General features: G+C 40.9%; 27 protein-coding genes. 9 read left to right on the top strand and 18 right to left on the bottom strand.

The features are described from left to right. From BO26_RS07615 to nqrM, 7 genes are all read left to right on the top strand, one after another. Positions 1-1,239 (top strand): NADH:ubiquinone reductase (Na(+)-transporting) subunit B, encoded by a 1,239-nt coding sequence (locus BO26_RS07615; protein ID WP_036770619.1) that lies wholly within the window; start codon positions 1-3, stop codon positions 1,237-1,239. Beyond that, on the top strand, positions 1,232-2,029 hold the full coding sequence (locus BO26_RS07610) for a Na(+)-translocating NADH-quinone reductase subunit C (protein ID WP_036770617.1): 798 nt from the start codon (positions 1,232-1,234) through the stop codon (positions 2,027-2,029). The genes BO26_RS07615 and BO26_RS07610 overlap by 8 nt, the downstream gene beginning before the upstream one ends. Further along, positions 2,022-2,651 (top strand): NADH:ubiquinone reductase (Na(+)-transporting) subunit D, encoded by a 630-nt coding sequence (locus tag BO26_RS07605; RefSeq protein WP_036770615.1) that lies wholly within the window; start codon positions 2,022-2,024, stop codon positions 2,649-2,651. Before BO26_RS07610 ends, BO26_RS07605 begins: the two co-directional genes overlap by 8 nt. Before the next feature lie 8 nt (positions 2,652-2,659). After that, on the top strand, positions 2,660-3,256 hold the full coding sequence (gene nqrE / locus BO26_RS07600) for an NADH:ubiquinone reductase (Na(+)-transporting) subunit E (RefSeq protein ID WP_015835373.1): 597 nt from the start codon (positions 2,660-2,662) through the stop codon (positions 3,254-3,256). A gap of 15 nt (positions 3,257-3,271) precedes the next feature. Beyond that, positions 3,272-4,498 carry an NADH:ubiquinone reductase (Na(+)-transporting) subunit F gene (gene nqrF, locus BO26_RS07595; protein WP_036770613.1) on the top strand — a complete coding sequence of 409 codons (1,227 nt, stop codon included), beginning with the start codon at positions 3,272-3,274 and terminating at the stop codon, positions 4,496-4,498. 112 nt (positions 4,499-4,610) lie between these two features. Then, positions 4,611-5,606: an FAD:protein FMN transferase gene (locus BO26_RS07590; protein ID WP_051690904.1), complete on the top strand. Its 996-nt coding sequence runs from the start codon at positions 4,611-4,613 to the stop codon at positions 5,604-5,606. A 13-nt stretch (positions 5,607-5,619) separates the two neighbouring features. Next, a complete protein-coding gene (gene nqrM / locus BO26_RS07585; RefSeq protein WP_036770609.1) occupies positions 5,620-5,847 on the top strand; it encodes a (Na+)-NQR maturation NqrM in 228 nt (75 codons plus the stop codon). A gap of 425 nt (positions 5,848-6,272) precedes the next feature. Here nqrM and BO26_RS07580 read toward each other — a convergent pair whose 3' ends face one another. From BO26_RS07580 to BO26_RS07510, 15 genes are all read right to left on the bottom strand, one after another. After that, positions 6,273-6,785: a GNAT family N-acetyltransferase gene (locus tag BO26_RS07580; protein WP_036770608.1), complete on the bottom strand. Its 513-nt coding sequence runs from the start codon at positions 6,783-6,785 to the stop codon at positions 6,273-6,275. Beyond that, positions 6,775-7,059, bottom strand: coding sequence for a type II toxin-antitoxin system TacA family antitoxin (locus tag BO26_RS07575; protein WP_015835368.1), 285 nt, complete (start codon positions 7,057-7,059; stop codon positions 6,775-6,777). The genes BO26_RS07580 and BO26_RS07575 overlap by 11 nt, the downstream gene beginning before the upstream one ends. 423 nt (positions 7,060-7,482) lie before the next feature. Further along, on the bottom strand, positions 7,483-7,884 hold the full coding sequence (locus BO26_RS07570) for a DUF1240 domain-containing protein (protein ID WP_036770605.1): 402 nt from the start codon (positions 7,882-7,884) through the stop codon (positions 7,483-7,485). A 60-nt stretch (positions 7,885-7,944) separates the two neighbouring features. Next, positions 7,945-8,322 carry a DUF1240 domain-containing protein gene (locus tag BO26_RS07565; protein WP_338049111.1) on the bottom strand — a complete coding sequence of 126 codons (378 nt, stop codon included), beginning with the start codon at positions 8,320-8,322 and terminating at the stop codon, positions 7,945-7,947. A gap of 37 nt (positions 8,323-8,359) precedes the next feature. Then, positions 8,360-8,653, bottom strand: a complete 294-nt coding sequence (locus tag BO26_RS07560) for a DUF1240 domain-containing protein (protein WP_338049116.1) — start codon at positions 8,651-8,653, stop codon at positions 8,360-8,362. A 97-nt stretch (positions 8,654-8,750) separates the two neighbouring features. Beyond that, the gene (locus BO26_RS07555; protein ID WP_081861867.1) at positions 8,751-9,581 is read right to left on the bottom strand and encodes a hypothetical protein; all 831 of its coding nucleotides are present in this window, start codon (positions 9,579-9,581) and stop codon (positions 8,751-8,753) included. 816 nt (positions 9,582-10,397) lie between these two features. Continuing rightward, positions 10,398-11,135 (bottom strand): class I SAM-dependent DNA methyltransferase, encoded by a 738-nt coding sequence (locus BO26_RS07550; protein ID WP_036770600.1) that lies wholly within the window; start codon positions 11,133-11,135, stop codon positions 10,398-10,400. Between the two features lie 266 nt (positions 11,136-11,401). After that, complete coding sequence (locus BO26_RS07545; RefSeq protein ID WP_036770598.1) at positions 11,402-11,620, bottom strand: hypothetical protein; 219 nt, start codon at positions 11,618-11,620, stop codon at positions 11,402-11,404. Then, positions 11,617-12,954, bottom strand: coding sequence for an MSMEG_0569 family flavin-dependent oxidoreductase (locus BO26_RS07540; RefSeq protein ID WP_036770595.1), 1,338 nt, complete (start codon positions 12,952-12,954; stop codon positions 11,617-11,619). The genes BO26_RS07545 and BO26_RS07540 overlap by 4 nt, the downstream gene beginning before the upstream one ends. Positions 12,955-12,966: 12 nt before the next feature. Then, positions 12,967-13,257: an MSMEG_0570 family nitrogen starvation response protein gene (locus tag BO26_RS07535; RefSeq protein WP_036770592.1), complete on the bottom strand. Its 291-nt coding sequence runs from the start codon at positions 13,255-13,257 to the stop codon at positions 12,967-12,969. After that, positions 13,245-14,300: a sll0787 family AIR synthase-like protein gene (locus BO26_RS07530; protein WP_036770590.1), complete on the bottom strand. Its 1,056-nt coding sequence runs from the start codon at positions 14,298-14,300 to the stop codon at positions 13,245-13,247. Before BO26_RS07530 ends, BO26_RS07535 begins: the two co-directional genes overlap by 13 nt. Continuing rightward, the gene (locus BO26_RS07525) at positions 14,297-14,845 is read right to left on the bottom strand and encodes an MSMEG_0567/Sll0786 family nitrogen starvation N-acetyltransferase (protein ID WP_036770587.1); all 549 of its coding nucleotides are present in this window, start codon (positions 14,843-14,845) and stop codon (positions 14,297-14,299) included. Before BO26_RS07525 ends, BO26_RS07530 begins: the two co-directional genes overlap by 4 nt. 12 nt (positions 14,846-14,857) lie before the next feature. Continuing rightward, the gene (locus BO26_RS07520; protein ID WP_036770585.1) at positions 14,858-15,937 is read right to left on the bottom strand and encodes an MSMEG_0568 family radical SAM protein; all 1,080 of its coding nucleotides are present in this window, start codon (positions 15,935-15,937) and stop codon (positions 14,858-14,860) included. A gap of 23 nt (positions 15,938-15,960) precedes the next feature. Further along, entirely contained in the window at positions 15,961-16,968 is a 1,008-nt protein-coding gene (locus BO26_RS07515; protein WP_036770583.1) for a Nit6803 family nitrilase, read from the bottom strand. A 24-nt stretch (positions 16,969-16,992) separates the two neighbouring features. After that, positions 16,993-17,475: an MSMEG_0572/Sll0783 family nitrogen starvation response protein gene (locus BO26_RS07510; protein WP_036770581.1), complete on the bottom strand. Its 483-nt coding sequence runs from the start codon at positions 17,473-17,475 to the stop codon at positions 16,993-16,995. A 355-nt stretch (positions 17,476-17,830) separates the two neighbouring features. Between BO26_RS07510 and BO26_RS07505 the strand changes: the two genes are divergently transcribed. Beyond that, positions 17,831-19,756, top strand: coding sequence for a sigma 54-interacting transcriptional regulator (locus BO26_RS07505; RefSeq protein ID WP_036770579.1), 1,926 nt, complete (start codon positions 17,831-17,833; stop codon positions 19,754-19,756). Positions 19,757-20,004: 248 nt separating this feature from the next. Here BO26_RS07505 and BO26_RS07500 read toward each other — a convergent pair whose 3' ends face one another. The 3 genes from BO26_RS07500 to BO26_RS07490 form a co-directional block, all read right to left on the bottom strand. After that, positions 20,005-20,880: a glycerophosphodiester phosphodiesterase family protein gene (locus BO26_RS07500; protein WP_036770578.1), complete on the bottom strand. Its 876-nt coding sequence runs from the start codon at positions 20,878-20,880 to the stop codon at positions 20,005-20,007. 100 nt (positions 20,881-20,980) lie between these two features. Continuing rightward, positions 20,981-21,520, bottom strand: coding sequence for a sigma-70 family RNA polymerase sigma factor (locus BO26_RS07495; RefSeq protein ID WP_236637389.1), 540 nt, complete (start codon positions 21,518-21,520; stop codon positions 20,981-20,983). A 73-nt stretch (positions 21,521-21,593) separates the two neighbouring features. Beyond that, positions 21,594-23,906 (bottom strand): TonB-dependent hemoglobin/transferrin/lactoferrin family receptor, encoded by a 2,313-nt coding sequence (locus tag BO26_RS07490; RefSeq protein WP_036770575.1) that lies wholly within the window; start codon positions 23,904-23,906, stop codon positions 21,594-21,596. A gap of 208 nt (positions 23,907-24,114) precedes the next feature. Between BO26_RS07490 and dinB the strand changes: the two genes are divergently transcribed. Beyond that, positions 24,115-25,170: a DNA polymerase IV gene (dinB, locus tag BO26_RS07485; RefSeq protein ID WP_036770572.1), complete on the top strand. Its 1,056-nt coding sequence runs from the start codon at positions 24,115-24,117 to the stop codon at positions 25,168-25,170. Positions 25,171-25,184 lie beyond the last annotated feature (14 nt).

Genomic DNA, 25,184 nt, shown 5'->3' with positions numbered 1-25,184 from the left:
ATGGGCCTGAAAAACTTTTTTGAAAAAATTGAGCATCACTTTGAGCCCGGGGGCAAGTTAGCAAAATATTATCCGTTGTATGAAGCGGTAACGACGATTTTTTATACACCAGGTACAGTAACTTCTGGTCGTGCTCATGTCCGCGATGCTATCGATCTAAAGCGTATGATGATCACGGTATGGCTGGCGGTATTCCCGGCAATGTTTTGGGGAATGTATAACGTTGGTCAGCAGGCGATTCCTGCACTGTATCACTTATACAGTGGCGCAGAGTTACAACAACTTCTGGCATCTGACTGGCACTATCGTGTTGCTCAGTTTTTGGGTGCATCACTGACACTGGATGCTGGCTGGGGCAGTAAAATGTTGCTTGGTGCAACTTACTTTCTGCCCGTTTACATCGTTGTATTTTTAGTCGGTGGCTTCTGGGAAGTGCTGTTTGCCATTATCCGTAAACATGAAATTAACGAGGGATTTTTCGTTACCTCTATTCTGTTTGCGTTGATTGTTCCACCAACAATTCCTTTGTGGCAGGCGGCGCTGGGTATTACATTCGGTGTTGTCATTGCGAAAGAGGTCTTCGGTGGTACCGGTCGTAACTTCTTAAACCCGGCGCTGGCTGGCCGTGCTTTCCTGTTCTTTGCTTATCCGGCACAGATTTCAGGTGACTTGGTATGGACTGCGGCTGATGGTTTTTCTGGTGCAACTCCTCTGTCTCAGTGGGCGGCTGGTGGTAGTCATGGATTGGTGAATACGGTTACTGGTCAGCCTATTACCTGGATGGATGCTTTCATTGGCAATATTCCTGGCTCTATTGGTGAAGTGTCCACTTTGATGATTCTCATTGGTGGCGCAATCATTCTGTTTACCCGTATTGCTTCATGGCGCATTGTTGCTGGTGTCATGCTGGGTATGGTTGCAACTTCTTACCTGTTGAATGCTATTGGTTCAGATACTAACCCGTTGTTTGCTATGCAGTGGTATTGGCATATGGTTTTGGGTGGTTTCGCTTTTGGTATGATTTTTATGGCGACAGATCCGGTATCCGCTTCATTTACCGATAAAGGTAAATGGTGGTACGGCATTCTGATTGGTGTGATGTGCGTTCTTATTAGGGTCGTTAATCCAGCATACCCAGAAGGTATGATGTTGGCGATTCTGTTCGCAAACTTGTTTGCGCCATTGTTTGATTATCTGGTAGTGCAAGCCAATGTTAAGCGGAGAAAAGCCCGTGGCTAATGATAAACCAAAAAATAATGACAGCATCGGCAGAACGTTTATTGTTGTTTTTGTGCTATGTCTCGTTTGTTCGATTGTTGTGGCAGGTTCGGCGGTGGGATTAAAATCTCAGCAACAGGAACAAAAACTGCTGGATAAACAACGTAATATTCTCGATGTTGCTGGCTTATTGAAACCTCAAATGAGCGCTGATGAAGTTAAAGAAACATTCAAAAGCCGTATTAAAACTGAGTTATTAAATCTGGAGACGGCAACGCTTGAAAGCAGTCAGGGCAAGTTTAACCTGAACGATGCGTTGCGCAGTGATGATACCAGTATCGCATTACCACCGGAGAAGGATCTGGCAAAAATACGCCGTCGTGCCAATATGGCCGAAGTCTATTTGATAAAGAATGAGCAGGGTAAAACTCGAGAAATTGTTCTGCCTGTTTATGGTTCTGGTCTGTGGTCTGTCATGTATGCCTTTATCTCCGTTGATGTGGACGGTAAGACGGCTCGTGGTATCACTTATTATTCACACGGTGAGACACCGGGGCTGGGTGGCGAAGTTGATAATCCACAATGGCGTAAGCAGTGGGTAGGTAAAAAACTGTATAACGATGAAGGTAATCCGGCGATCAAAATTGTCCGTGGCGGCGCGGCTACTGATGACTCTTATGGTGTTGATGGCTTGTCTGGTGCGACTCTGACCTCTAATGGTGTGCAGAATATGTTTAATTTCTGGTTAGGGGATAACGGCTTTGGTCCGTTCCTGAAAAAAGTACGCGAAGGAGCGTTGAAAGATGGCTGATAGCAAAGAAATAAAACGCGTCCTTCTTGGGCCACTATTGGATAATAACCCGATTGCATTGCAGGTTTTGGGGATCTGTTCAGCGCTGGCTGTAACAACCAAACTGGAAACCGCATTGGTAATGACAATAGCGGTAACATTGGTTACTGCCTTTTCCAGCTTTTTTATCTCGTTGATCCGTCATTACATCCCTGGCAGTGTGCGAATCATTGTACAAATGGCAATTATTGCATCGCTGGTTATCGTCGTAGATCAGATTTTGCAGGCATATGCTTATGAAATTTCCAAGCAATTATCTGTATTTGTTGGTCTTATCATTACTAACTGTATCGTGATGGGGCGAGCAGAAGCCTATGCGATGAAATCTCCACCTATTGAAAGCTTTATGGATGGTATCGGTAATGGCTTGGGTTACGGTGTTATTTTGGTACTGGTTGGCTTCCTGCGTGAGCTATTTGGTTCCGGCAAACTGTTCGGTATTACCATTATGGAATCGGCACAGAATGGTGGCTGGTATCAACCTAACGGATTGTTCCTGTTAGCACCTAGTGCGTTTTTCATTATTGGTATGCTGATTTGGGGTCTGCGGACTTTGAAACCGGCGCAGGTTGAGAAGGAATAACTGACAACATGGAACATTATATTAGCCTGTTTGTCCGCGCGGTCTTTATTGAGAATATGGCGTTGGCTTTCTTCCTCGGAATGTGTACTTTCCTGGCGGTATCGAAAAATGTAGCTACGGCGTTTGGTCTGGGGATTGCGGTAACAGTGGTGCTGGGGATCTCTGTTCCTGCCAATAATTTGGTGTATAACCTGGTCTTACGTGATGGCGCATTGGTTGAAGGGGTTGATCTCAGCTTCCTGAACTTTATCACCTTTATCGGAGTGATTGCGGCGTTGGTACAGATTCTGGAAATGATCCTTGATCGCTATTTTCCGTCGCTCTATAACGCTCTTGGCATTTTCTTGCCACTTATTACCGTTAACTGTGCGATTTTCGGTGGTGTCTCTTTCATGGCGCAGCGTGACTATAACTTTTCTGAATCCATCGTGTATGGCTTTGGTTCAGGTATAGGTTGGATGCTGGCAATTGTTCTGTTGGCTTCTATCCGTGAAAAGATGAAATACGCTGATGTTCCGGCTGGTTTGAAAGGGTTGGGGATCACCTTTATCACCACGGGTTTAATGGCATTGGGCTTTATGTCCTTCTCCGGTGTGCAGCTATAAGGGCGAGAAGAGTTCATGGATATAATAATTTTAGGCGTAGTGATGTTTACCCTAATCGTGTTGGTACTAACGGCCCTAATTTTGTTCGCAAAATCAAAGTTAGTTAACACTGGGGATATTAAAGTTGAAGTTAATGGTGATCCGGAAAAGAGCTTTACGGCTCCAGCCGGTGATAAATTGCTAAATATGTTATCAAGCCAGGGTATTTTTGTATCCTCTGCTTGTGGTGGTGGTGGTTCTTGTGGTCAATGCCGCGTAAAAATTAAAGATGGTGGTGGCGATATTTTGCCGACGGAGCTTTCTCATATTAATAAGCGTGAAGCAAAAGAGGGCTGCCGTTTGGCTTGTCAGGTCAATGTAAAACAGAACCTGAAAATCGACCTGCCAGAAGAGATATTTGGTGTTAAGAAATGGGAATGTGAAGTTATCTCCAATGATAACAAGGCAACTTTCATTAAGGAGCTGAAATTAAAGATCCCTGATGGGGAAGTTGTGCCTTTCCGTGCAGGTGGTTATATTCAGATTGAGGCTGAACCACATATTGCGCATTACGCGGATTATGATGTACCGGAAGAATACCGTGAAGACTGGGATAAATTTAATTTGTTCCGTTTCGTTTCTGAGGTGAAAGAGCCGACAGTTCGTGCTTATTCAATGGCGAATTACCCAGAAGAACACGGTATTATCATGCTTAATGTTCGTATTGCGACGCCGCCGCCAAAGAATTCAGAAGCTCCTCCGGGAATCATGTCTTCTTATATTTGGTCACTGAAACCCGGTGATAAAGTGACTATTTCTGGCCCGTTTGGTGAATTTTTTGCAAAAGATACTGATGCGGAAATGATCTTCATCGGTGGTGGTGCAGGTATGGCACCAATGCGTTCTCATATCTTTGATCAGCTTAACCGATTGAATTCCAAACGTAAGATTAGTTTCTGGTATGGTGCCCGTTCTAAACGTGAAATGTTCTATACAGAGGATTTTGATCAGCTAGCAGCGGAAAATGAAAACTTTACCTGGAATGTGGCCCTATCCGATGCGTTGCCTGAAGACAACTGGGATGGCTACACCGGTTTTATCCATAATGTTCTGTATGAGAATTATTTGAAGGATCATCCGGCGCCTGAAGATTGTGAATTTTACATGTGTGGGCCTCCGGTCATGAATGCCGCGGTGATCAAGATGTTGAAAGATCTCGGTGTCGAAGATGAAAACATCATGTTGGATGATTTCGGTGGCTGATAAGCCATAAGTGATTTGATTTTAATGACGGGCGCCCACAATTTTGTGGGCGCTAACAATTCGGAAAGAGTAATTAACTGTGCGTAAAAAGATAAATAGCTGGATAGCGTTAATGTTTGCAGTGTTGCTATTGGCGGCATGTGATGGTCTGGAGCAGAAAAATATTCATGGGCAAACAATGGGGACTTACTATTCCATTAAATTTGTCACGGGTTCGTCGGCGCCTTCGCTAGAAACTCTGCAAAAAGAGATTGATCGTTTGCTGGAGGAAGTTAACGATCAGATGTCGACATATCGTCCTGATTCTGAATTGAGTCGTTTTAATCAAAGTCGTGAAATTAATCAGCCATTCCCGGTATCGCCAGCGACAGCTAGAGTGGTTAAAGAAGCGATCTACATTAATAAATTAACCGATGGTGCTTTAGATGTGACGGTTGGCCCATTGGTTAATTTATGGGGGTTTGGCCCTGAAGGCCGTGTGACGAAAGCACCTTCTGCGAGTGAACTGGAAAAACGCCGTAAATGGATTGGGATTGAAAAATTGGCGGTAGAAGGTAATAACCTGATTAAAACCGTTCCAGAGTTGTATGTTGATTTATCATCTATCGCTAAGGGTTATGGCGTAGATGTTGTTGCTGAATATTTGGAATCGCAGAATATTCAGGATTATATGGTTGATATTGGCGGTGAAGTTCGCACATCAGGCCATAGTGGAAAAGATCTACCGTGGCGGATTGCAATTGAAAAGCCATCTGACACTGGTATAGCACAAAATGCTCAGGAAGTGATAATGCCTGGGAATATGTCGATAGCGACTTCTGGTGATTACCGTAATTACTTTGAGCAAGATGGTGTGCGTTATTCACATACGATTGACCCAAAAACAGGAAACCCTATTTCTCATAATTTAGTCTCTATTACAGTGATTGCTCCGGTTTGTATGAGTGCTGATGGGCTTTCTACCGGACTGAATGTTTTAGGGCCGGAAAAAGGGATGGAAGTTGCAGAAAAACTTAATATCCCGGTTTTTATGATTGTAAAAACGGAAAAAGGTTTTGAAGAGCGTTACAGTAAAGCCTTTGAGCCATATCTACAGAAAAATCAATGAGGAGGGGAAATAAGTGCTGAAAGTATTTATTGCAGCTTTTGTCTTTTTCCTGCTGGCTTTTGCGGGAATGTCGTTGGGCTATATGATTAAACGTAAAAGTATACAAGGGAGCTGTGGTGGTTTAGGCAGCATTGGTGTAGAAAAAGTCTGTGATTGTCCAGAACCTTGTGATGTCCGTAAAAAGCGAATGGCGCGTGAAGCGGCTCGGCAGGTTCAATTAGAGAAACATCGGATTATCTGAGTTTAACGAATTTGCGGAATTCTCTTTCCTGAATGCTATACCCAATGGATTTCAAGATGGATCGCGACGGCAAGGGAGCGAATCCCCGGGAGCATATACCCAATAGATTTCAAGTTGCAGAGCGGCGGCAAGAGAACGCATCCCCAGGAGCATAGATAACTATGTGACTGGGGTAAGTGAACGCAGCCAACAAAGCAGCAGCTTGAAAGATGAAGGGTATAGATAACGATGTGACCGGGATGCGTGAGTGCAGCCAACAAAGAGGCAACTTGAAAGATGACGGGTATAATTGAGAGCAACGCGAGTTTTTAGTATTAGGGGGGAGATGGGTATAAAAAGTGGGTTGAATGGGTATTTAAGCGTTAATAGGGCGAGAAAATAATTTGAACCGAGACTGAATTGTGTATTTGCCTGCTTTTGATATGTTACATCAGATCTACCCTTTTTATCATTTCTATTGCAACAGTCATAGGCATGAACAGTTTACTCTTTGTCTGAGGAAATTCCTCAAACCCTACGTTCATATACAGTTTTTGGGCTATGTCGTTTTTAGCATCGACGATAATCATTGGGGTGGGAATAGATTTTGACGACTCCATAGCTTTTCGAATTGCATCTATAAGTAAGATTTCACCAAATCCTTGGCGTTGAAATGACTTACTTATAGCCAGGCGACCAATAAGTGCGCAATGTAGTGTTGAATGGTATTTTTTCGATATTTTTTCTGGTAGTTCGTCTAGTTCTACCGTGCATAGTGCTAGGGAATAGTATCCCTTTATTTGAGTTCCATTTTGACTACTTGTCAGGACGAATGTTCTTGATAAGTCCTTTTTATCATGTTGTCCCGATACTGCTTTCAAATAGTTGTTTAGCGCGGGTTCACCACAGTCAAAATTATTTCTGTTGTGTTTGTTTTTATCTAAACGTTCAATCTTCATTTGTTATTGTTTCTTTATGTCTACGAGCAGCACGAAGGAAACGTTCATTTACCTTGATTGGTTTTTCCAATGCATGAACAAACGCCAATGCATCTTCTTGACACAATCGAATACGCATATTTTGTTCAATAAGTCTTTTTGCCTCTGCTACAGCAGCATTTGCAATAAAGCTATTCAAGCTTGCATACCCTGATAATGATAACGCTCTTTCGAGTAACTCTTTAGTCTCTGAACTCACCCTTGTAGTGATTCTTTCATTTGCTAATGTGGCCATAAGCTTTACTCCTACTGCATTGCGGTTGTTAGTTCTTAATTATTAGTTCATTATAGATATCCACTACTCTCTTACACTATTTATTTGGAGCTAGCGGAACATATTATTTGGTGAAATGCTAAGTTTCCTTCATTGATTAATCTAACACTGTTTTAACAAAAGTCAATATGTGTGACAAAATGACGTCATTTTGTGAGGGGGAACAAGATATACCAAGTAGAGCAAAAATCATCAAGATTTGGGCAAGTAAGTCCGGGTATGCAGAGTTATTAAAGCGTATACGAAACCACGTTTAGCTGAGCTGAATGGATGTCAGATTAAATGCGACCGATTAAAACAGTGTAAAGTGAGTTTAATCGGGTATGTACAAGCTCTTTTCTATTTACCATAAACCAAGTTATTAAGAAATTAAACACAATAATATTAATCACATAGCTTAATGTTTTTCACATAGGTATTAGGCGACCTCCAGGATATTTTTTCACATATTAAATAATTCTCACTTTTTAATTTATAATCCACATAAAAAGATAGGGGGAAACTTAAAAAGAATGAAACAATGGCTATCACCCCAAAACAGTTAATAAAACTATCGTGATGTTTTGGCCAGCGATTTTTTATATTAAGGAAAATAACAGAAACTATAAAGTATGAAAGGAAAGGGAAAGCAAAAAATAGCATAAAAACAGGGCCTGAGAATATTATTTTATCTTCCATTTTAATTAAGGAAATTAAATTTTCTCCGCTAGAAAAAAAAGTAAATAACGTTAGAATAATAAAGGAAAAAGCTCCTATAATATGCAAAATCTTTTTTTTATTTACCATAATTCACTCAGTTATGAAGAAATTAAACACAATAATGTTAATCACATAGCTTAATATTTTTTACAAGGTATTAGGTGACGCCCAGGATATTCTTTTACATACCAAATAATTCTCACTTTTTAATTTATAATCCACATAAAAAGATAGAGGAAAACTTAAAATAAATGAAGAAAAAGCTATTACGGCTGAGTATTTAACATAGGTATCATGATGTTTAGGATAACTACCAGTTATATAAACAATAATAACTAAAATCATATGATATGAAATCAAAGGAAAAGAGAAAAATATTATAAAAATATGACCTGAGAATGTTATTTTATCTTCCATTTTAATTAAAGAAATTAAATTCTCTCCTGTCAAAAAGAAAGTGCATGACGATAAAATAAAAATAGCAAGAGCACAGATTATTGGTAAGATATTTTTCTTGTTTTTCATAATCACCACAGCTAGGAAGAAATTAAACACAATAATGTTAATCACATAGCTTAATGTTTTTTACATAGGTATTAGGCGACCTCCAGGATATTTTTTTACATATTAAATAATTCTCACTTTTTAATTTATAATCCACATAAAAAGATAGGGGGAAACTTAAAATAAATGAAACAATAGATATCACTAAAAAACAGTTAATGAAACTATCGTAATGTTTTGGATAGCGATTTGTTATATTAAGGAAAATAACAGAAACTATAAGGTATGAAAGAAAAGGAAAAGAAAAAAATATTATAAAAACAGGCCCTGAGAATGTTATTTTATCTTCCATTTTAACTAAGGAAATTAAATTTTCCCCAGTCAAAAAGAAACCTGATAGCGCTAAAATAAAAATAGTAAAAGCGCCGATGATATGCATAATCTTTTTTTTATTTACCATAATTTACCCAGTTATAAAGAAATTGATTGAAATTAGCTTCTGGCGTTCTTGGTTTTCTCTCCATTTCTTTTTTGATCAAATTAACCACAGTTTCACTAATTTTGAATTTTTTATCTACAGTATCAAGTATATATGTCGTTAAAACACCTGCAATAAGCATTGCTCCGGCCACAACAATTACACTACCACCTGTCACAAATAAAAATGAAAGAAAAGCACCTGTAACCCAAGAAGCAAAAGCTGCTACTGCCGCTTTAGCCAGATCTATTGAAATATTGTCTAAGAAATCAGCCAGTGTATATTCATCCTTAAAGATATATTCAACCGTTCGATAAGCTGCGGCAAATAATATACTGAATTTAACTCCTTTAACTATGCCACTGTTTATCCCTTGTTGCCCTATCCCCATAGATATTATCTTCATATTAGAAGCGCTGTATCTTGAAGCCGTGATGATTTTTCTAAGCCCCGCATGACCTGAAATTTTAATATATTTTTGCCCATGTTTACCAACATACTCTGTGGCTTTAATTCCTAATCTTTTAAATTCTCTTACTACATTTGTAAAGTCAAAAGCATCGCGTATATTACTTGCATAGGGTGATATGGGATCGGCAACCGAAAACACTTTCTTCATAAATGGGCTTTTGGGTTTTGGAGAATCAATATCCTCTAAAACATTTTTCGCTTCTTCTAAGGATAGCAGTGCAATATACGTTGTATTCTCATTTAACTGTTTCTCAAGATCAATCGCATTAAAGGACTGATATTGATTCCTGAATTGATTAATTCCAACATTACCTGTTAGAAAATCTCCCATATAACCTTCCCAAGAGGGCCTATATCTTTTATACCTGTTATCTTTCAAGTTGCCTCTTTGTTGGCTGCACTCACTCACCCCGGTCACATAGTTATCTATGCTCCCGGGGATTCGCTCCCTTGCCGTCGCGATGCATCTTGAAATCTATTGGGTATATATGTCATCGCGAAACTTCCTTTAATATTCTTAAAATCAAAAATTGTCACATCGGTATTTAACGGATGGAGTTTCCAATTTGAGTATAACATCATTGTGTAAAAAAAATCCACATTGATTATATAATAACTTAAACCCTTTACAGGCTTAGGCTTTTATCATGCTTAAAACTGAGTAACAGAGCAAAGCCTCACATCTAAATCTGATTTAACCTGATGAGGTGAGAATGAATTTATAAGTATGAAAATGATTAGATAAAATGCTTTAAATTCTGTTTTCCCAACCCTTTCCGACAAATAAAACGATTAACTCGAACAAGTAAATAAAAGCCCCTGTGTTTTAGAAAGGAACCCCGGTATTAAAGCCATTCATCTACTTATTTATCCTTTTTTCGGAAAGAGCTGATTTATTTTCAATTCTTTTTTAATGTTTAATAAATTTATATTAAACATAATTTACTATTTGTTTGAAAATTTCATTTTTTGAATTAAATTAGCCTGTTTATATGAAAGTTTTAATCTCTTTATATTCACGCTTTTAAATGGTCAGGTTGGAGGTCTGGAAGCGTTGTCTGGCGGGACGAGGGAAATTCAAAAAAATCCCTCGATTTTCAATCGGGGGATTTGTGTAGGAAAGACTGCGGATCAGGGCATTATCTGGTTAAAATTGACAAATAAGAGCTGTATCAAGGCAATTTCGTTGATAATCATCCCAAAAACCTGGGGGATATTCCGCAATATCGCTTTCTAACAGCATGGGTTTTTGCCATCTAAATTGTTTGAACCCCGCCTTTTGAATCGCTGTTTGATGTTGTTCACGACTCCAATGATACATAGTGAAAGGGCTGGGTGGTGTGGTAAGAAATTCAGCTCTCACGAAAATTGTGTCTTTCACGGGCTCTTTACTCAGAATTTTTATACCATAATTCTCATAATTAACTTTTTCTAATTGACAATCAGGTTCAACGGTATATGCAATTAATTTACCAGAAGGCTTGAGATGAGCGGCAATGACACGGAACATAGTTTCAAGGTCTTCAATAGATTCTGCATGGCAGAATAACCAGGCTGCATTGACTATATCAAATTTGCCAAATGATTCCATTTTGCAGACATTTCTTACGTGAAATTCGATATCGTCACCGTATTGTTGTGATTTGCTTTTCGCAATGGCTATCATGTTCTCTGATATATCGACTCCGATGACTTTTGACGCGCCACGATTCTTGTATTCTCGACTAAAGAGACCATAGCCACAGGCTAAATCTAACACTGATTTCCCGTGTATATCTCCTGCCAGATCGAAGATAGTTCTGATTTCTACTTTGACATGGGCAGCAGTATCTGAAAAGCTCTCGTAAAGATGTGCAATAGGGTCATATAAAGCGTCGTCTTTCATGTTTTTTATCCTTAGTTAAAGGCCAAAGTACTTTATTTATTGAAGAGATGTATTATTTAGTATGAATTTAATAATTACTGCAAGGCTTTCTATTATTATATATTAATACGTTGGTGATGAATTAGATATGATTTTTTATATCGGTTAATTTTCGGATAAATATCAGGAGGTAAATATAAAATACTTATGATATTTTTTTTGAAGTTATTATTCTTATAATAATGATGTCATATTATTAATTGTTGAAATGAGCGATATTCTCAGCGTTAAACAATAGAGAGATGCCAATAACCCGTCGTTATGCCTTGTCCTTTAATTAATGTATTCGCACCATCATGTTTTTCTTTCGTGCCGGATTTTTCAGCCTCAGGGCGAGACAGGCTCTTGATAGGGTCCAGGGTGATATAGAACAGCCAGTGATCTGACCGTTCTATATCACCTGGAGAGTTTAAAAATCTTCTGTCAGGTGAAGTGAGGAATTTCACATTTGAGATATTCTTTTATCTTTGATTTCAGATTTAGCACCTTTAATTAAAGTATATAACATATCTATATTTTGCTGACTTATTTGTTGCTCAATATGCTGCACCACATAGGCGGCATCCTGATCAATCCCCATAAAACGCCCGGAGCCCCATGTATATAACCACGGCAAACCAATAAACGTGACATCCGGATCGACAGTAATACCACGGTCATGTTTTGGATAACCATTGGCTTGAAAAATATCTAAATCAAGCCATGAATAATCTGGTCTAAAACCAATACACCAAATCACAGAAGTAATATTTTCTTTTGCTAAATCAATGTGGGTGATTTCCTGTTCAGGCCGCCAAACAGGTTGATACATCGATGCAGGTTCATCGGTTGCAATATTGTTTTTCTCTAAATACTCATCAATCGAGGCATTAATGCGATTATAAGTGTCATCAGCACTGTCTAGGTTTTCTGATAAATTAGGTTTAAACCAGAATTGACCCTCTTTAAAGTCATCAAAATGTCCGAACAATTGCATTCCTTCTAAGGCAAATTTACGCAGGTCAATATCACGCCCACCGTCTCTCCCTGTAACATAGTGGTTGGTACTGTTACGTACTTCTTCACTGTAACGATGATTTTTGACAGTCGTTTCGTAATAACCCATATCAAACAGCCATTTCACTACATCTTTGCCGCGATAAAAGCGAGCACAACGTGGGGCATTGCCTGTCGATAAATAGACTTTTTTGCCTGCCAGATGTAAATCTTCGGCAATTTGTGCACCGGATTGCCCTGACCCGACCACCAACACCGCACCTTTAGGCAGTTGATCTACATTTAAATATTCTTCCGAATGCATCACTTTCACATGCTCTGGCAAGGCATCACTGAGTTTTGGATAAATCGGGGTGTGATACCCACCTGCTGCAACGACAAGCTGTTTGGCTGTGGTTGTTCCGTGATTGGTTTTAATGACAAACTGATGTGCGGCCACTTTTTCCACGTGTTCTACCTGAATATTTAAAATGGCAGGAGGATGGGTTTTTTCAATAAATTCGTCAAGATAGGCCACAATCTCAGGCTTTGTCATAAAACCGTCGGGGTCGTTCCCTTGATAAGGATGTTCAGGCAATAAACACTGCCAGTTCGGTGTTACTAAGGTAAAATTATCCCAACGTTTACGACGCCAGCTATGAGTTAACTTGGATTCTTTTTCCAATATCACATGGTCAATGCCTGCTGTTTGTAAATAATGACTGATACATAAACCAGCCTGACCACCACCAACAATCACCACATCATAATTGGGCTGTAACATTTGATTTTGGATACTTAACATGGAATATCCCTCTCATTGATTCGTCATTTCAATCACTTCAATTTGATCTTCTGGATTTAGCCCGAAGAGTTTGGCCTGGCGTTTGATCAGCGCCAGATTGTCCATGGCCGAACTACAGAAAAAGCCATAACGTGCCCGTACCCTTTTCGATGCGGCATGCAGACCATTTTCAACTTGATGCAAGAACTGCGCACTTGGATAAGGTTGTCCAATAGATAGATATTCATAAATCACCGTTGAGGGTGAGTAATATTGAGTCAACTTCCCATCAGGCCATTTCACAGTAAAATTCACACTGGGCATAACATAGACTCCTGCTGACTTTGAGGTTTAATCTGTACGGATTGAGCCGGTAACTTTTTTAAAGCATCGGCATAACAAAAACCGGTAAACACCTGGTGGTTAAAATCCCAAAATATGTCGTATTGCTGCTGTTGCTGTACGGTAACTACACCATTGACATTGGTTTCACCAATCACCGCGCTGGTAATGCCTTGACGATGAAACAGCTCGATAATTTCTTCACATTCATTTGCATCGGCGGTCAGTAGAAAACCAAAACTGGGGAAGATTTGTAGCCATTTAAACCAGTCCACATCATCAGGTTTAGGCATGGCATCTAGGTTAATATGTGCCCCTGATGCCGTGGCTTCGAGCAGCATCAATAAACTGCCTAAGATGCCAGCATTGCTAATATCACGGGCGGCATGAACCAGATTTGCCTCTGCCAATTGCGGCAACAAGGCAATTTGTGACTGTAAAATGTGGTCAGGCACATGCTCAAAGCATTTCCAATAAGTGGTCTCGGGGTGGAATTGCCCTTGCAAATTTAAAGCAATCAGAATTTTTTGTTGTGGTTTGACATGCAACACTGAGAGCAGTTTTTGCGCTATGCCTTGAATCGCAACGGATAAAGTGGGCTGATAAACAACTCCAAGATTGGTATGCCCGCCAACCAATAGCACACCATAAGCACGACAAGCATCCTGCATACCTTGCATTAACAACAGGGCATGTTCGTTACTGGTATGCCACAAACTATTCACTACTGATAATGCCCGACCACCCATTGCAGCAATATCACTTATATTCGCCATGACCGCTGACCATCCTGCAAAATAAGGATGATTAGCCACAAAATTGGGTAACATGCCTTCACAGGCGTGCAATATATATTGACCATTTAGCAACACTGCTGCCGTGTCATCTCCGGGATAGGTATATAAGCTATCCAATGAATTCACATGGCAAGTTGTATTGATTGAAACACGGTTAGCTATTGCCTGTTTGGACAGCATAGCGGGTGTCTGTTTTAACATTTTGAGTAATTGATTGAGCTCCATCATTGCGTCTCCTTTTGCATATAGGTTTGCATTGGGACATGCGGTAATGGATAGTTTTCAATCTGTGCCTGCATCAATACATGTGGAATGTTAGCAACGGTCAACCGACGCAAACTATCCCAACACAACCTTTGGAAATAGTGTTCATTTTGACTTTGCACGGTGGCTAAAAAAGTACGGCATCCCAGGTTCTTGGCGGTTGATACCGCGGTATTGATTAAGGCTTTACCAATGATGTGGCGACGTCGATATAAAGGCTCTACACATAAACGCCCGCCATACCATGTCTGTTCGCCATCAGGGAAAATCCGCACGGCGCCAATTACTTGGTCATGCTCACCGAATATTTTCCCGATGGCAACGATACCTAATGCTTTAACATCATATTCGTCACGATCTTCTTGCAAGATTTTCTGTTCATCGCGAAAGGTCATTTCACGCAAACGATAATATTGGCGATATTCCCAATCTTCCGACACAATTTTGATGGTAATGTCATCGCTAAGAAATGGTTTCAGACCTTCATAAGGGGAGTGAGAAAGTTCCATATCACACTCTCCTTATTCATATGCTTTCAGAGCAGAGCAAGCGCCACATTTGGCACAGCCGGCTTGAGTATTTTCCGAGTTCAAACCATGTTGTTTGAGTTGCTGTCCAATTTTCGAGTAAAGCGACTGCATAAAGGCTTGATCGGGTTTAGGGTGATGTTCTAAGGGGGTGCCTCGAATCGGTACAAACGGGACCACAAACGGATACACGCCAATTTCGGTTAGTTTGGCGGTCATCTCGACGATTTCCAATTCGGTGTCACCCAAACCGGCCAAAATGTAGGTACTAACCTGTCCGCGACCGAACACTGCGACGGCTGTTTCAAATGCCGCGAAATATTTTTCCAACGATACTTCGGCTTTGCCCGGCATAATTTTCTGCCGTACACGCTCGCTCACTGCCTCTAGGTGCATCCCAATCGACACCGCTCCTGCATCTTTTAAACGTTGAAACCAGGCAAAATCATCAGGTGGCTCGCACTGTACTTGTATTGGCAACTCGACTTGAGCCTTAATCGCTTTAACTGAGTCATATAAAATCTTTGCCCCACGATCTGCCGTATTTGGCGTGCCTGTGGTGATCACCATTTGCTTGACGCCATCCAGTTCAACGGCGGCTTTCGCGACCTCCGCCAATTGTTCCGGGCGCTTACGGATCAAGGTTCGACCTTCTTTTAAAGACTGATCAATCGAACAAAATTGGCAGGCAGTTGCTTTGTCTTTCATTCGAATGCAATGTTGTAACACCGTTGTCGCCAGCACATCACGGCTATGTAAGGTGGCAATTTGTTCGTAGGCAATGCCTTCTGCGGTTTTTAAATCGTAAAAACGTGGCCGTGCAGTCGCAGTTAAGGTCGCCACAGGAATCCGGTTTTTAAAGACAATCACTTTGTCAGAGTGCGGTTCAGGTTTGGCGGTATAGGGAGAATCTTGTGCTGCAAGGTTCAGCACCGGAATCATCATGGTCAGCCCGTCAAGGCTCAGCGCTTTATGATCACTTGGTCCAGCGCCGCCTTTACGGGACAAGCCAAACTTGCCTTCCCATTTCAGACCATTACATTGCAAATCGGTTAATAGTTGTACTGCAGACATCTTTAACCCCCTATCGATTAGGTTTACATCAATACGGTTTCGACATGTTTTTCATTGAGTTTTGAGAGCTTTTCGGGATGACTTTGATCTGACGTTTCAACTTTCAGTTCGTGTAATACCTGTGTTGGACGACGATCAATCAATAAGCTGAGCAATTCAGGACGGCTATAATGTCCAACCGAATCCATCATGCGCTTGCGTTTATCAATCAGGCTGAAATTCAGATCGGCAATGCAATAACCTTCCCCTTGTGTAACCGGTTCAGCCAGGAGCTTGCCTTCGGGAGAAACAATGGCGGCAAAACATCCCCCTGAAATTGGACCGATATCACAGCCAGTATCCTGCATAATCTGCTGCTGCTGTTCAGGATGCAGCCATGCGGTGGAATTGATCACAAAACAGCCGGACTCTAATGCATGGTGTTGAATGGTGGCGCGGATTTGATCGGCAAAGACTTGCCCTACCAACGAACCCGGAAACATAGCGGCATGAATTTGCTCACCATCTGCCATTAAAGCAAAACGTGCCAACGGGTTGTAATGTTCCCAACATGCCAGCGAACCAATACGTCCCACTGCAGAATTAATGGCACGTAAACCGCTGCCATCACCTTGTCCCCACACCATTCGTTCATGGTAAGTTGGGGTAATTTTGCGGCGATGCTGAATGATTGAACCATCAGCATCAAATAACAGTTGCGCGTTATAAATCGTACTGCCTGCACGTTCATTAATGCCAATCGACACCACCATGTTGGCCTCAAGACAGGCTTGACCAATCGTTAAGGTTGCTTCGGAAGGTACAACCACCGATTCATTCAACAGCTTTAAATGCTCTTTACCCATGGCAAATGGCGGTTGTACAAAGGAAAAATAAGGGTAATAAGGCACGACGGTTTCAGGAAAGACTGCAAATTGCACTCCCTGTTTTCCAAGCTCTAAAATAATGTCACAGATTTTTTTTACTGTTGCGGTTTGACTATAAAGCACAGGACTACATTGTACTGCGGCAGCTTTAATTATTCGGTTCATAACCTTATCCCCTAGTTTATGTTTTTATGCAGTCCAGGTATCAATGATCAAGGCATTATCGCGACGCATCAGCAGTTTTAAATCCATCACATCCAATGGATTAATTGGACGAATTCCCGGAATCAGCGCTTTTTCGGTTTGACCATAAAACGCTTGTAACGCAAAACGGCAGGCATAGACTTCGCCACCTTCTGCCATAAAGGCTTTCAACTGATTGTTGACGGCTAGATGACCCGGAAAGGCTTCCGCCCCTAAAGTTGGAAAACCACGTTGTACACCCAGTTGTACACCTGGGCCGTAAAGCAAAATTTTGGTTTCAAAGCCTTTGCGCAACAAACGTTTTGCCTGTAACACATTGACCAAGCCAATTGATCCTTCAAATGCAACGGTATGGAAAGTCACCAGTGCCTTTTCACCTGGCTGGGCTTTGACGTCCTCAAACACTTTTTCCTCATAATCAACAAGAAAATCACCGTCTTTATATTGTTCAATATCGATCTTTGGCATAAGCAGCTCCTAGTTCAATGTTATTTGTGAATGAACCAACATGTAGTCTGTTTGTATTATTGCGAAAGCTGTGCCAGGTTATATTTTAGAACGGAGGTGAATGCTTATCACATTGAAAAATAGCATTTAATTTCTATAAAAGTATTTTTCATGGAGATAAATTGGACTACTAGGGAATTAGGATTTTTCGTAGTATTATGAAATTTCATAACTTTAATTATGAAATTTCATATACCCTATGGATTTCAAGTTGCATCGCGACGGCAAGGGAGCGAATCCCCGGGAGCATAGAGAACGATGTGACCGGGGTGAGTGCAGCCAACAAAGAGGCAACTTGAAAGATGACGGGCATAGTATGAATACGACTGATTTTATCTCGGACTGGGTAGTTTCTGAAAATTCGATTCGCCCGTTGGTGTTTGAATACGCGCCACAGGCATTAATTGTGTTAGATCCACACCTAAATCAATTTATTGATGTGAATATTAGCGCCACCCAATTATTACGATATGAACGTCATGAAATTATTCAAAAAACGGTAACTTCCATTTTTGGTCATTTCAGACAGCTGCCGTACCTTGTGGCATTTACCGAAGAAGCGTTAGTAAAAGGTCGGGCCTGGAACAATGAGCTGTATACCTTGGATAAAAATGGTGAAAAAATCCAGTTGGATATTACTTCTATTTCATTGCCCTATAAAAATAAAACCTTGCTGATATGGTCGCTGGTGGATGTCAAAGAGTTAGAACTGCGGCAACCCAATAAAAATGCTGATGAAGCTGTCTGCACAGGTTTAAAGGAATCGCAAGCCTTACAAGAACTATTTATTGACTCTGACACAGGCAAACATTTATTGCTGAGCTCAGTTGGTGACGGTATTTACAGTATTAACAAACAAGGCTTGTGTACCTTTATTAACCCTGCTGGGGCTAAAATGTTGGGGCTGCAACCTGAAGATGTATTAAGTAACAATATCCATCAGATTCATCACCATACCCATGAAAATGGTGAAGATTATCCTGTAGAAGAGTGCCCAATTTATGCGGCGGTACATGACGGTATTGTGCATGAAGGTATTCAGGAAATTTTTTGGCGTCGTGATGGCAGTTGTTTTCCCGTGGAATTTACCAGTACCCCAGTGATGCGTGGCGGTGAAATTATTGGCGCGGTAGTGGTGTTCCGCAATATTACCGATCGGCTGAATACCGAAAAACAACTGACCCATGCCCTTGAAGAACTGCAAGATTTAAAAAGCCGACTGGAACAGCAAAACGAATATCTGCAGGAAGAAATTTTACAAGAAAATCAATATCATGAAATTATTGGCAGTAGCGCATCCATTTTACAGATTATTGAAAAAATCAAGGTGGTTGCTTCAACCGATGCCAACGTGATGATTTATGGTGAATCAGGTACAGGCAAGGAGCTGATTGCCCGTGCCATTCACCAATCCAGTGACCGTCAAGAGCAACCACTTATTCGGGTTAACTGTGCTGCCATTCCTTCTGAACTGTTTGAAAGTGAATTTTTCGGACATGTCAAAGGGGCATTTACTGGAGCGGTGCGTGATCGCGCTGGACGTTTTGAACTAGCGGACCAGGGTACACTGTTTTTAGATGAAATAGGCGAGATTCCTGTCGAGTTGCAAAGTAAATTGCTGCGTGTGTTACAGGAAGGAACTTTTGAGAGGGTTGGCGAAGAAAAAACGCGGCATGTGAATGTGAGGATTATTGCTGCCACCAACCGTAATTTAAAAGAAGAAGTTAAACATAAACGCTTTCGTGAAGACCTGTATTTCCGTTTAAATGTATTCCCGATTTCTTCACCAGCCTTACGTGACCGTAAAGAAGATATTCCTCTTTTGGTTACACACTTTACTAAGTTGATTTGTGACAAGCGTAAAATTAATTATCTACCATTTTCACAAAAGCATGTTTTAGAACTACAGCAATATGACTGGCCGGGTAATATTCGTGAATTGCAAAATGTCATTGAACGCGCATTAATTACAGCCAAACAAGGTGCTGTTTCCTTTAAATATTTGCTGGAGCAAGATCAACAACAAAATGAAACTACGCATCAGAATATTTATAATGAGTTTCAACAAATCGAAGATGTGCTGACTATGCAACAACTGAAAGACCTGGAAATTAAAAATTTCTCTCTTGCCGTTAAACAATGCAAGGGGAAAATTTTTGGTGATGACGGCGCAGCAAAATTGTTGGGAATGAATCCAACGACATTGATCTCACGCTTAAAGAAATTGGGGATTGATTATTAAAAAGCTTATCTTGAGTTTGGAAAATGCGTTTTATATGTATTCGCACCTTATTTACCCTAGTCCCAATAGATTTCAAGATGGATCGCGACGGCAAGGGAGCGAATCCCCGGGAGCATAGAGAACTATGTGACCGGGGTGAGTGAGTGCAGCCAACAAAGAGGCAACTTGAAAGATAACAGGTATATATGGGGGAAAGTGTTCCTGCAAAATAATTACTGGAAGAGTTTCTTGCCGGGAATCCTAAATTCTTATTCTGTTTTTAAGGTACTGAACAGCTTGGGAGAATCCACCAGCACACCATCGGCACCAAGCTCTTTAGCTTGTTTGAAATCTTCCTCAGTTTTAATGCCAAATAAAATGATGTTGGCTCCACCCTTGGCACGGAAACACTTCATTGCTTCGTTATCCCATGTTAATACTGATTTGGAGCGCGCTTCACCAAGCGTATATTTCTCAACAACTTCTACGTTACGGCGCATTTCTAAACCATACCAACGAGCGGTGTCGGTATTTGCAGGAATATCACATTGATGAGCCATGGTGATATTTGCCAGCATGGTGCGGGTTTCATCACGGCTTTCAAAGCGCTGAATTTCTTTTGGTAATGCCTTAAGGTAGGTTTCGTCAGTGGAATAGAAACGGGTACGAGTAAAAGCCTGCTGTTTGGTCAGTACTTTTTCCAGTGATTTGGCTTGCTGTGCTGGATCTGCATCCGGTGATTTCAGATCAATATAGAAGAAAGTATCTGGGTATTTTTTTAAAATTTGCTCCAAAGTTGGGATACCTAATCCTTTATTACGGAATGGATGGTCACTATCAGAGCCAAATTTGTAACCAGCATCGAATTTTGCCAATTGTTTTGCTTTATAAGCAGAAACCGGTCCGCTTTTATTGGTTAGGCTATTTAGATCGGATGGACGATAGAGTACTGGAATACCATCCTTTGAAAGCTGAACAGTGATCCAAATAGCATCTGCTTTATTCTCTAAGGATTTGGAAATTGCGTACTCGGTATTTTCAGGTGCATCACCTGTACCAGCACGATGGGCGATAATTTGTGGTGGTGTTGCGAAAGCGCTGACAGAGCAGCAAAGCAGGATTATAGCGGTAATTCCGTGTCGCATAATTTTCTCCGTGATAGCCAATTATAGTTAATATAGAATAATCAACTTCATTAATAATTTCTAAATGAAATCAACTTGAATGTAACATGGTTTTTAAATTTTAAGTAAAAATTTGAATTTTTTTACATTTGTTATGTGCTCGTTGCAAATACTGTTTTACTGAACGGGAAGAAACCTCAAGTTGATCCGCTATTTCGCTACAACGCAGTCCCTGTAGCTGTGCCAGCAAAAAAGCGCTTTTTACTTGGACAGGCAATTTATCAAGAGTGATCTCAAGTTTTTCAAGCTGTTCAAATGCGGAAATTCTGCTTTCAGCAGAGGGCATGGTCATTTCTGGTGTCGAGTTTATATATTCCAAATAGTTCTCTTCGGTCTTTCTTCGACGGTAATAGTTGGCAACCAGGCAGCGAGCTACGGTCGCCAGAAAAGGCCGTGGTTGGCGGATGTCTGACAAATTTGAACTTGATAGAACGTTCAGGAAAGTGTCCTGTGTGAGATCCTCAGCATGGCAGGGGCAAGGGACTTTACAGCGTAGCCAGTTGTATAACCAGTCATGATGTTCAAAGTAAAATTGTTGCGCAGAATTATTAATTTTAGGCATGTCTTTGGTGTTGTTATTATGATTTCCAACTATTTTCATATTGTCATCATCTGTCAAGCTGTTGGCCTTAAGTGAGTTCCCTCGTATATAGAGGGAACTTTTTAGTGGGATGTTAGAACTTCAGTGAGACGCTGAATTTAACGTTACGCCCGACCCCAGCAACAGATTCACTGAGATATGGGTAATAATCACGATTAAACAGGTTATTGACCGTGACACGCGCTTCAATACCTTGCCAGAAAGTAGGTTGCCAACTGGCGAATAAGCCATGCAGTACATAACCTTTGCTTTTGGGTATTGACCAGAGTGTTGCCATTGGATCTCCATCTTTAGGCGATCTGTCTTGTTTACGGACAAAATCTCCGGTCCAGCCTATTGCCATCTGGCATTGAGGGATTTTTATGCCTAACATAGTGCGAGCAGCAGTGGGTGGAATTTCCGCAATCCAGGTTTTATTACCCCAAGGATTGCGTGGTGAAGCATCTCTTTGACCACGGATAGTCGAATAAGAAAGTTTTCCGAACAAGGAATTGCTGTCGTAGAAAGTCTCGATTTCCAATCCTTGAATGGTATATCCCGGTAAATTACGGTAGTTGGATAAAGGCTTTCCGCAATCCGGTGATTTACATACTATTCCGCGACGGGCAAATATTTCATCCTTGCCTCTATTACGGAATAAAGTCGTACGGATTTGCAAACTATCTTGGTCCGCCAGCAGGCTATTGAAATTCAGAATCGCACCGAAGCGTAAACCAGTTATTCTTTCTACATCCAAGTTACGGCTGGTGGCAGTGACACTTGCCTTGGCATATTGCATTTCATACTGTTCATCCACCAACGGAGCGCGCCATGTCCGGCTGATATCTGAAAATAGTGACAGGTTTTGTGTTGTTTTCCACATGATGCCAAAATGAGGAGACCAGCCAGTATAGGTGACATTGCGATAATCATGACCTACATTTGGTGAGTTATCATTGTAGATTGCCGCGATATTGGGTTTGCCAATATTGGTGATATGGTCATAGCGAACACCGGGCGTCACAGTAACACTGCCGATAACCATTGTATCCTGCAAATAGAAACTATTCGTTTTTTGCTCGCCTGAAGGCATATAGGTTGGCTGAAAATAGCCATGATTATATTCAGGTTTTTTGTCTTTACTTCTATCATGGATAAGGGTACTACGTTGATTTTTATGCCAACGAACTCCAGCTAATAATGTATGTTCTATTGGTCCGGTTATAAAATCACTTTTGTTATTTATATCTACTACGTTATCCACATAGTCAATCCAGCTTTCATTTCCCAATGAACCAATAAAACTATTATGGGCTTTTTTAGAGCGTTTATCATGTTGTTCGGTTTTGGAATAAGCATAAGTTGCTGTTAGGTTAAGTAATGGATTATCTTCCGGTGCAATATTCCATTTAGCTGTGTAATTTTGGTCTGTTTGATCACGGTAAACCAATTTCCGGCGCCAGGCTTCATTCCAACCATATTTTTCAATCTCGGCTTCTGACGGAACGGCTATTTCATCACGTTTTGCTGCCCATGGTTGCCAGCCGTTAGATTCAGAACGCATAGCGGAAAGCGTTAATGCGTGAGTATCGTTTAAATAAAAGTTAGTTTTTAGTAAGTAGGATGCCTGATCACTTTTAGAGAAAGCAAAACGGGTACCATCTGGTCTCTTAATATTGCCACCATCTCGTTTGCTCATATATAACAGACCGTCAGCAAAGCCTTCTATTGTCCGGCCATAGACTGCGCTGCTATAAATATTTTGGCGATCATTAGTGTGATAACTGTATTTTAGTAATCCACCAAAATCTTCTCCCGGGCGTAATAAATCACTGGCATCTTTGGTGACCACTTTAACTGTTCCGCCAAATCCGCCATTCCCATCCAGTAGATTATGTGGGCCTTTATCGACATCGACTCGTTTGATTAATTCGGGTTCAATAAAGATAGAGCCTTGGCGATATTTCTCAAATCCTTTTGGTGCATCATCTAGGATGATTTTAACGTCTTCTGTGTCGCCCATTCCCCAGATGTTAAGGGTTTGGCCGCCTGGGCGAGGCGATCCTGACATAGAGACGCCGGGAAGTTGATCGAGTAGCTCGGCAATATTATCTGCCTGGGTACGTTCGATATCCTCTTTTTTCAATACTGAGCTACCAGCACTGACGCTATTGTTCAATTCGCCAATAACAGAAAGTGTAGAAAGTGTGATGACTTTCTCTGGTTTTTCCAGTTTTTCTCTTGCTTTTTGTTCGCTATTTTCTTGTGCAGCCAGATAGCCTGGTAGGCCAGTACTCAGCATAATCATGCCTGATAAAGCATAATAAAGAGTACGATTAATTTGTTTTATCGTCGCTGTCGTTGGGGTTTTTTGTGGTTTACCGCTATTTTTCATTATCATAAGCATCCTTGAAGTGTCACTAAATAAAGTTGCACTTAAAGGATAGGTCACTTAACGAAAATAATTGGTCAGTAAAGAGTTAATAACGGTATTAATTAATTTATTTTTCTTAACAAAATATTTTTAACAGTAATGCGATGACATTCTCTTTATGTTGTTATTAAGTCTGTTTTTATGTATGTTTATACAGTTGTTGTTGACGGGCTAAAGCAGAATGCGAAAGATTATTCATATTGATATGGATTGCTTCTACGCGGCTATTGAAATGCGTGATAATCCGTCACTTCGTCATGTTCCAATCGCTGTGGGTGGCAGTGCAGACAAACGGGGTGTGATTAGTACTGCTAATTATCCCGCCCGTCGTTTTGGGGTACGTAGTGCAATGTCTACTGCAATGGCGCTGAAACTTTGTCCTCAGCTTAAGGTTCTTCCGGGGCGTATGGCGTTGTATAAGGAGGTTTCGTTACATATCCGTCAGATATTTTCCCGTTATACACAGTGGATAGAGCCTCTTTCATTGGACGAAGCTTATCTGGATGTGACTGATAGTCATTATTGTTATGGGTCTGCCACTCTTATAGCGCAAGAAATCCGTCAATCTATTTTTGATGAACTACAATTGACGGCATCAGCCGGTATTGCACCGGTGAAATTTTTGGCAAAAATCGCTTCTGATATAAATAAACCGAATGGGCAGTATGTCATTCCTCCTGATCAATTGGCTGATTTTGTTAAGGTTTTACCTTTACGAAAAATCCCAGGTGTTGGCAAAGTCACGGTGCAACGGCTGGCTGATATGGGATTAGAAATTTGCGCTGATGTGCAAAAGTATGACGTCATTGTTTTGGTGAAACAGTTGGGGAAATTTGGTCAGGTACTTTGGGATCGTTGTCACGGTATTGATGAGCGATTGGTGAACCCAGATCGTCTGCGAAAATCGGTTGGTGTGGAGCGGACACTGGTAAGTGATATTCATCAATGGGAACAGTGTATTGAACTTATAGAAAGTTTATATCTGGAATTAGAAAAACGATTGAGTCACGTTAAACCTGATCTGAGAATTGCCCGTCAAGGGGTTAAAATGAAATTTGATGATTTTCAACTAACCACTCAGGAGCATGTTCATCCACTATTGGATAAACAGGATTTACTGCAATTGGCTCAGAAAACATGGGTATCCCGGCGGGAAGGGCGTGGTGTTCGTTTAGTCGGTCTGCATGTGACTTTGCAGGACCCGCAGATTGAGCGGCAGCTTTTGCTTGAATGGTAATTCCCCTACCATCA

The organism is Photorhabdus australis DSM 17609, assembly GCF_000711895.1.
In the GTDB taxonomy this organism is placed as follows: domain Bacteria; phylum Pseudomonadota; class Gammaproteobacteria; order Enterobacterales; family Enterobacteriaceae; genus Photorhabdus; species Photorhabdus australis.
Note: the sequence above shows the minus strand (reverse complement) of the source record. Positions and strands in the feature narration are given on the sequence as shown.

Excerpts from the sequence above, each read along its gene's own strand:
- BO26_RS07615 (WP_036770619.1), top strand. The coding sequence starts at position 1 with ATGGGCCTGAAAAACTTTTTTGAAAAAATTGAGCATCACTTTGAGCCC.
- BO26_RS07605 (WP_036770615.1), top strand. The coding sequence starts at position 2,022 with ATGGCTGATAGCAAAGAAATAAAACGCGTCCTTCTTGGGCCACTATTG.
- nqrE (WP_015835373.1), top strand. The coding sequence starts at position 2,660 with ATGGAACATTATATTAGCCTGTTTGTCCGCGCGGTCTTTATTGAGAAT.
- nqrF (WP_036770613.1), top strand. The coding sequence starts at position 3,272 with ATGGATATAATAATTTTAGGCGTAGTGATGTTTACCCTAATCGTGTTG.
- BO26_RS07590 (WP_051690904.1), top strand. The coding sequence starts at position 4,611 with ATGTTTGCAGTGTTGCTATTGGCGGCATGTGATGGTCTGGAGCAGAAA.
- BO26_RS07580 (WP_036770608.1), bottom strand. The coding sequence starts at position 6,785 with ATGAAGATTGAACGTTTAGATAAAAACAAACACAACAGAAATAATTTT.
- BO26_RS07575 (WP_015835368.1), bottom strand. The coding sequence starts at position 7,059 with ATGGCCACATTAGCAAATGAAAGAATCACTACAAGGGTGAGTTCAGAG.
- BO26_RS07570 (WP_036770605.1), bottom strand. The coding sequence starts at position 7,884 with ATGGTAAATAAAAAAAAGATTTTGCATATTATAGGAGCTTTTTCCTTT.
- BO26_RS07565 (WP_338049111.1), bottom strand. The coding sequence starts at position 8,322 with ATGAAAAACAAGAAAAATATCTTACCAATAATCTGTGCTCTTGCTATT.
- BO26_RS07560 (WP_338049116.1), bottom strand. The coding sequence starts at position 8,653 with ATGGAAGATAAAATAACATTCTCAGGGCCTGTTTTTATAATATTTTTT.
- BO26_RS07555 (WP_081861867.1), bottom strand. The coding sequence starts at position 9,581 with ATGGGAGATTTTCTAACAGGTAATGTTGGAATTAATCAATTCAGGAAT.
- BO26_RS07550 (WP_036770600.1), bottom strand. The coding sequence starts at position 11,135 with ATGAAAGACGACGCTTTATATGACCCTATTGCACATCTTTACGAGAGC.
- BO26_RS07540 (WP_036770595.1), bottom strand. The coding sequence starts at position 12,954 with ATGTTAAGTATCCAAAATCAAATGTTACAGCCCAATTATGATGTGGTG.
- BO26_RS07535 (WP_036770592.1), bottom strand. The coding sequence starts at position 13,257 with ATGCCCAGTGTGAATTTTACTGTGAAATGGCCTGATGGGAAGTTGACT.
- BO26_RS07530 (WP_036770590.1), bottom strand. The coding sequence starts at position 14,300 with ATGATGGAGCTCAATCAATTACTCAAAATGTTAAAACAGACACCCGCT.
- BO26_RS07525 (WP_036770587.1), bottom strand. The coding sequence starts at position 14,845 with ATGGAACTTTCTCACTCCCCTTATGAAGGTCTGAAACCATTTCTTAGC.
- BO26_RS07520 (WP_036770585.1), bottom strand. The coding sequence starts at position 15,937 with ATGTCTGCAGTACAACTATTAACCGATTTGCAATGTAATGGTCTGAAA.
- BO26_RS07515 (WP_036770583.1), bottom strand. The coding sequence starts at position 16,968 with ATGAACCGAATAATTAAAGCTGCCGCAGTACAATGTAGTCCTGTGCTT.
- BO26_RS07510 (WP_036770581.1), bottom strand. The coding sequence starts at position 17,475 with ATGCCAAAGATCGATATTGAACAATATAAAGACGGTGATTTTCTTGTT.
- BO26_RS07505 (WP_036770579.1), top strand. The coding sequence starts at position 17,831 with ATGAATACGACTGATTTTATCTCGGACTGGGTAGTTTCTGAAAATTCG.
- BO26_RS07500 (WP_036770578.1), bottom strand. The coding sequence starts at position 20,880 with ATGCGACACGGAATTACCGCTATAATCCTGCTTTGCTGCTCTGTCAGC.
- BO26_RS07495 (WP_236637389.1), bottom strand. The coding sequence starts at position 21,520 with ATGAAAATAGTTGGAAATCATAATAACAACACCAAAGACATGCCTAAA.
- BO26_RS07490 (WP_036770575.1), bottom strand. The coding sequence starts at position 23,906 with ATGCTTATGATAATGAAAAATAGCGGTAAACCACAAAAAACCCCAACG.
- dinB (WP_036770572.1), top strand. The coding sequence starts at position 24,115 with ATGCGAAAGATTATTCATATTGATATGGATTGCTTCTACGCGGCTATT.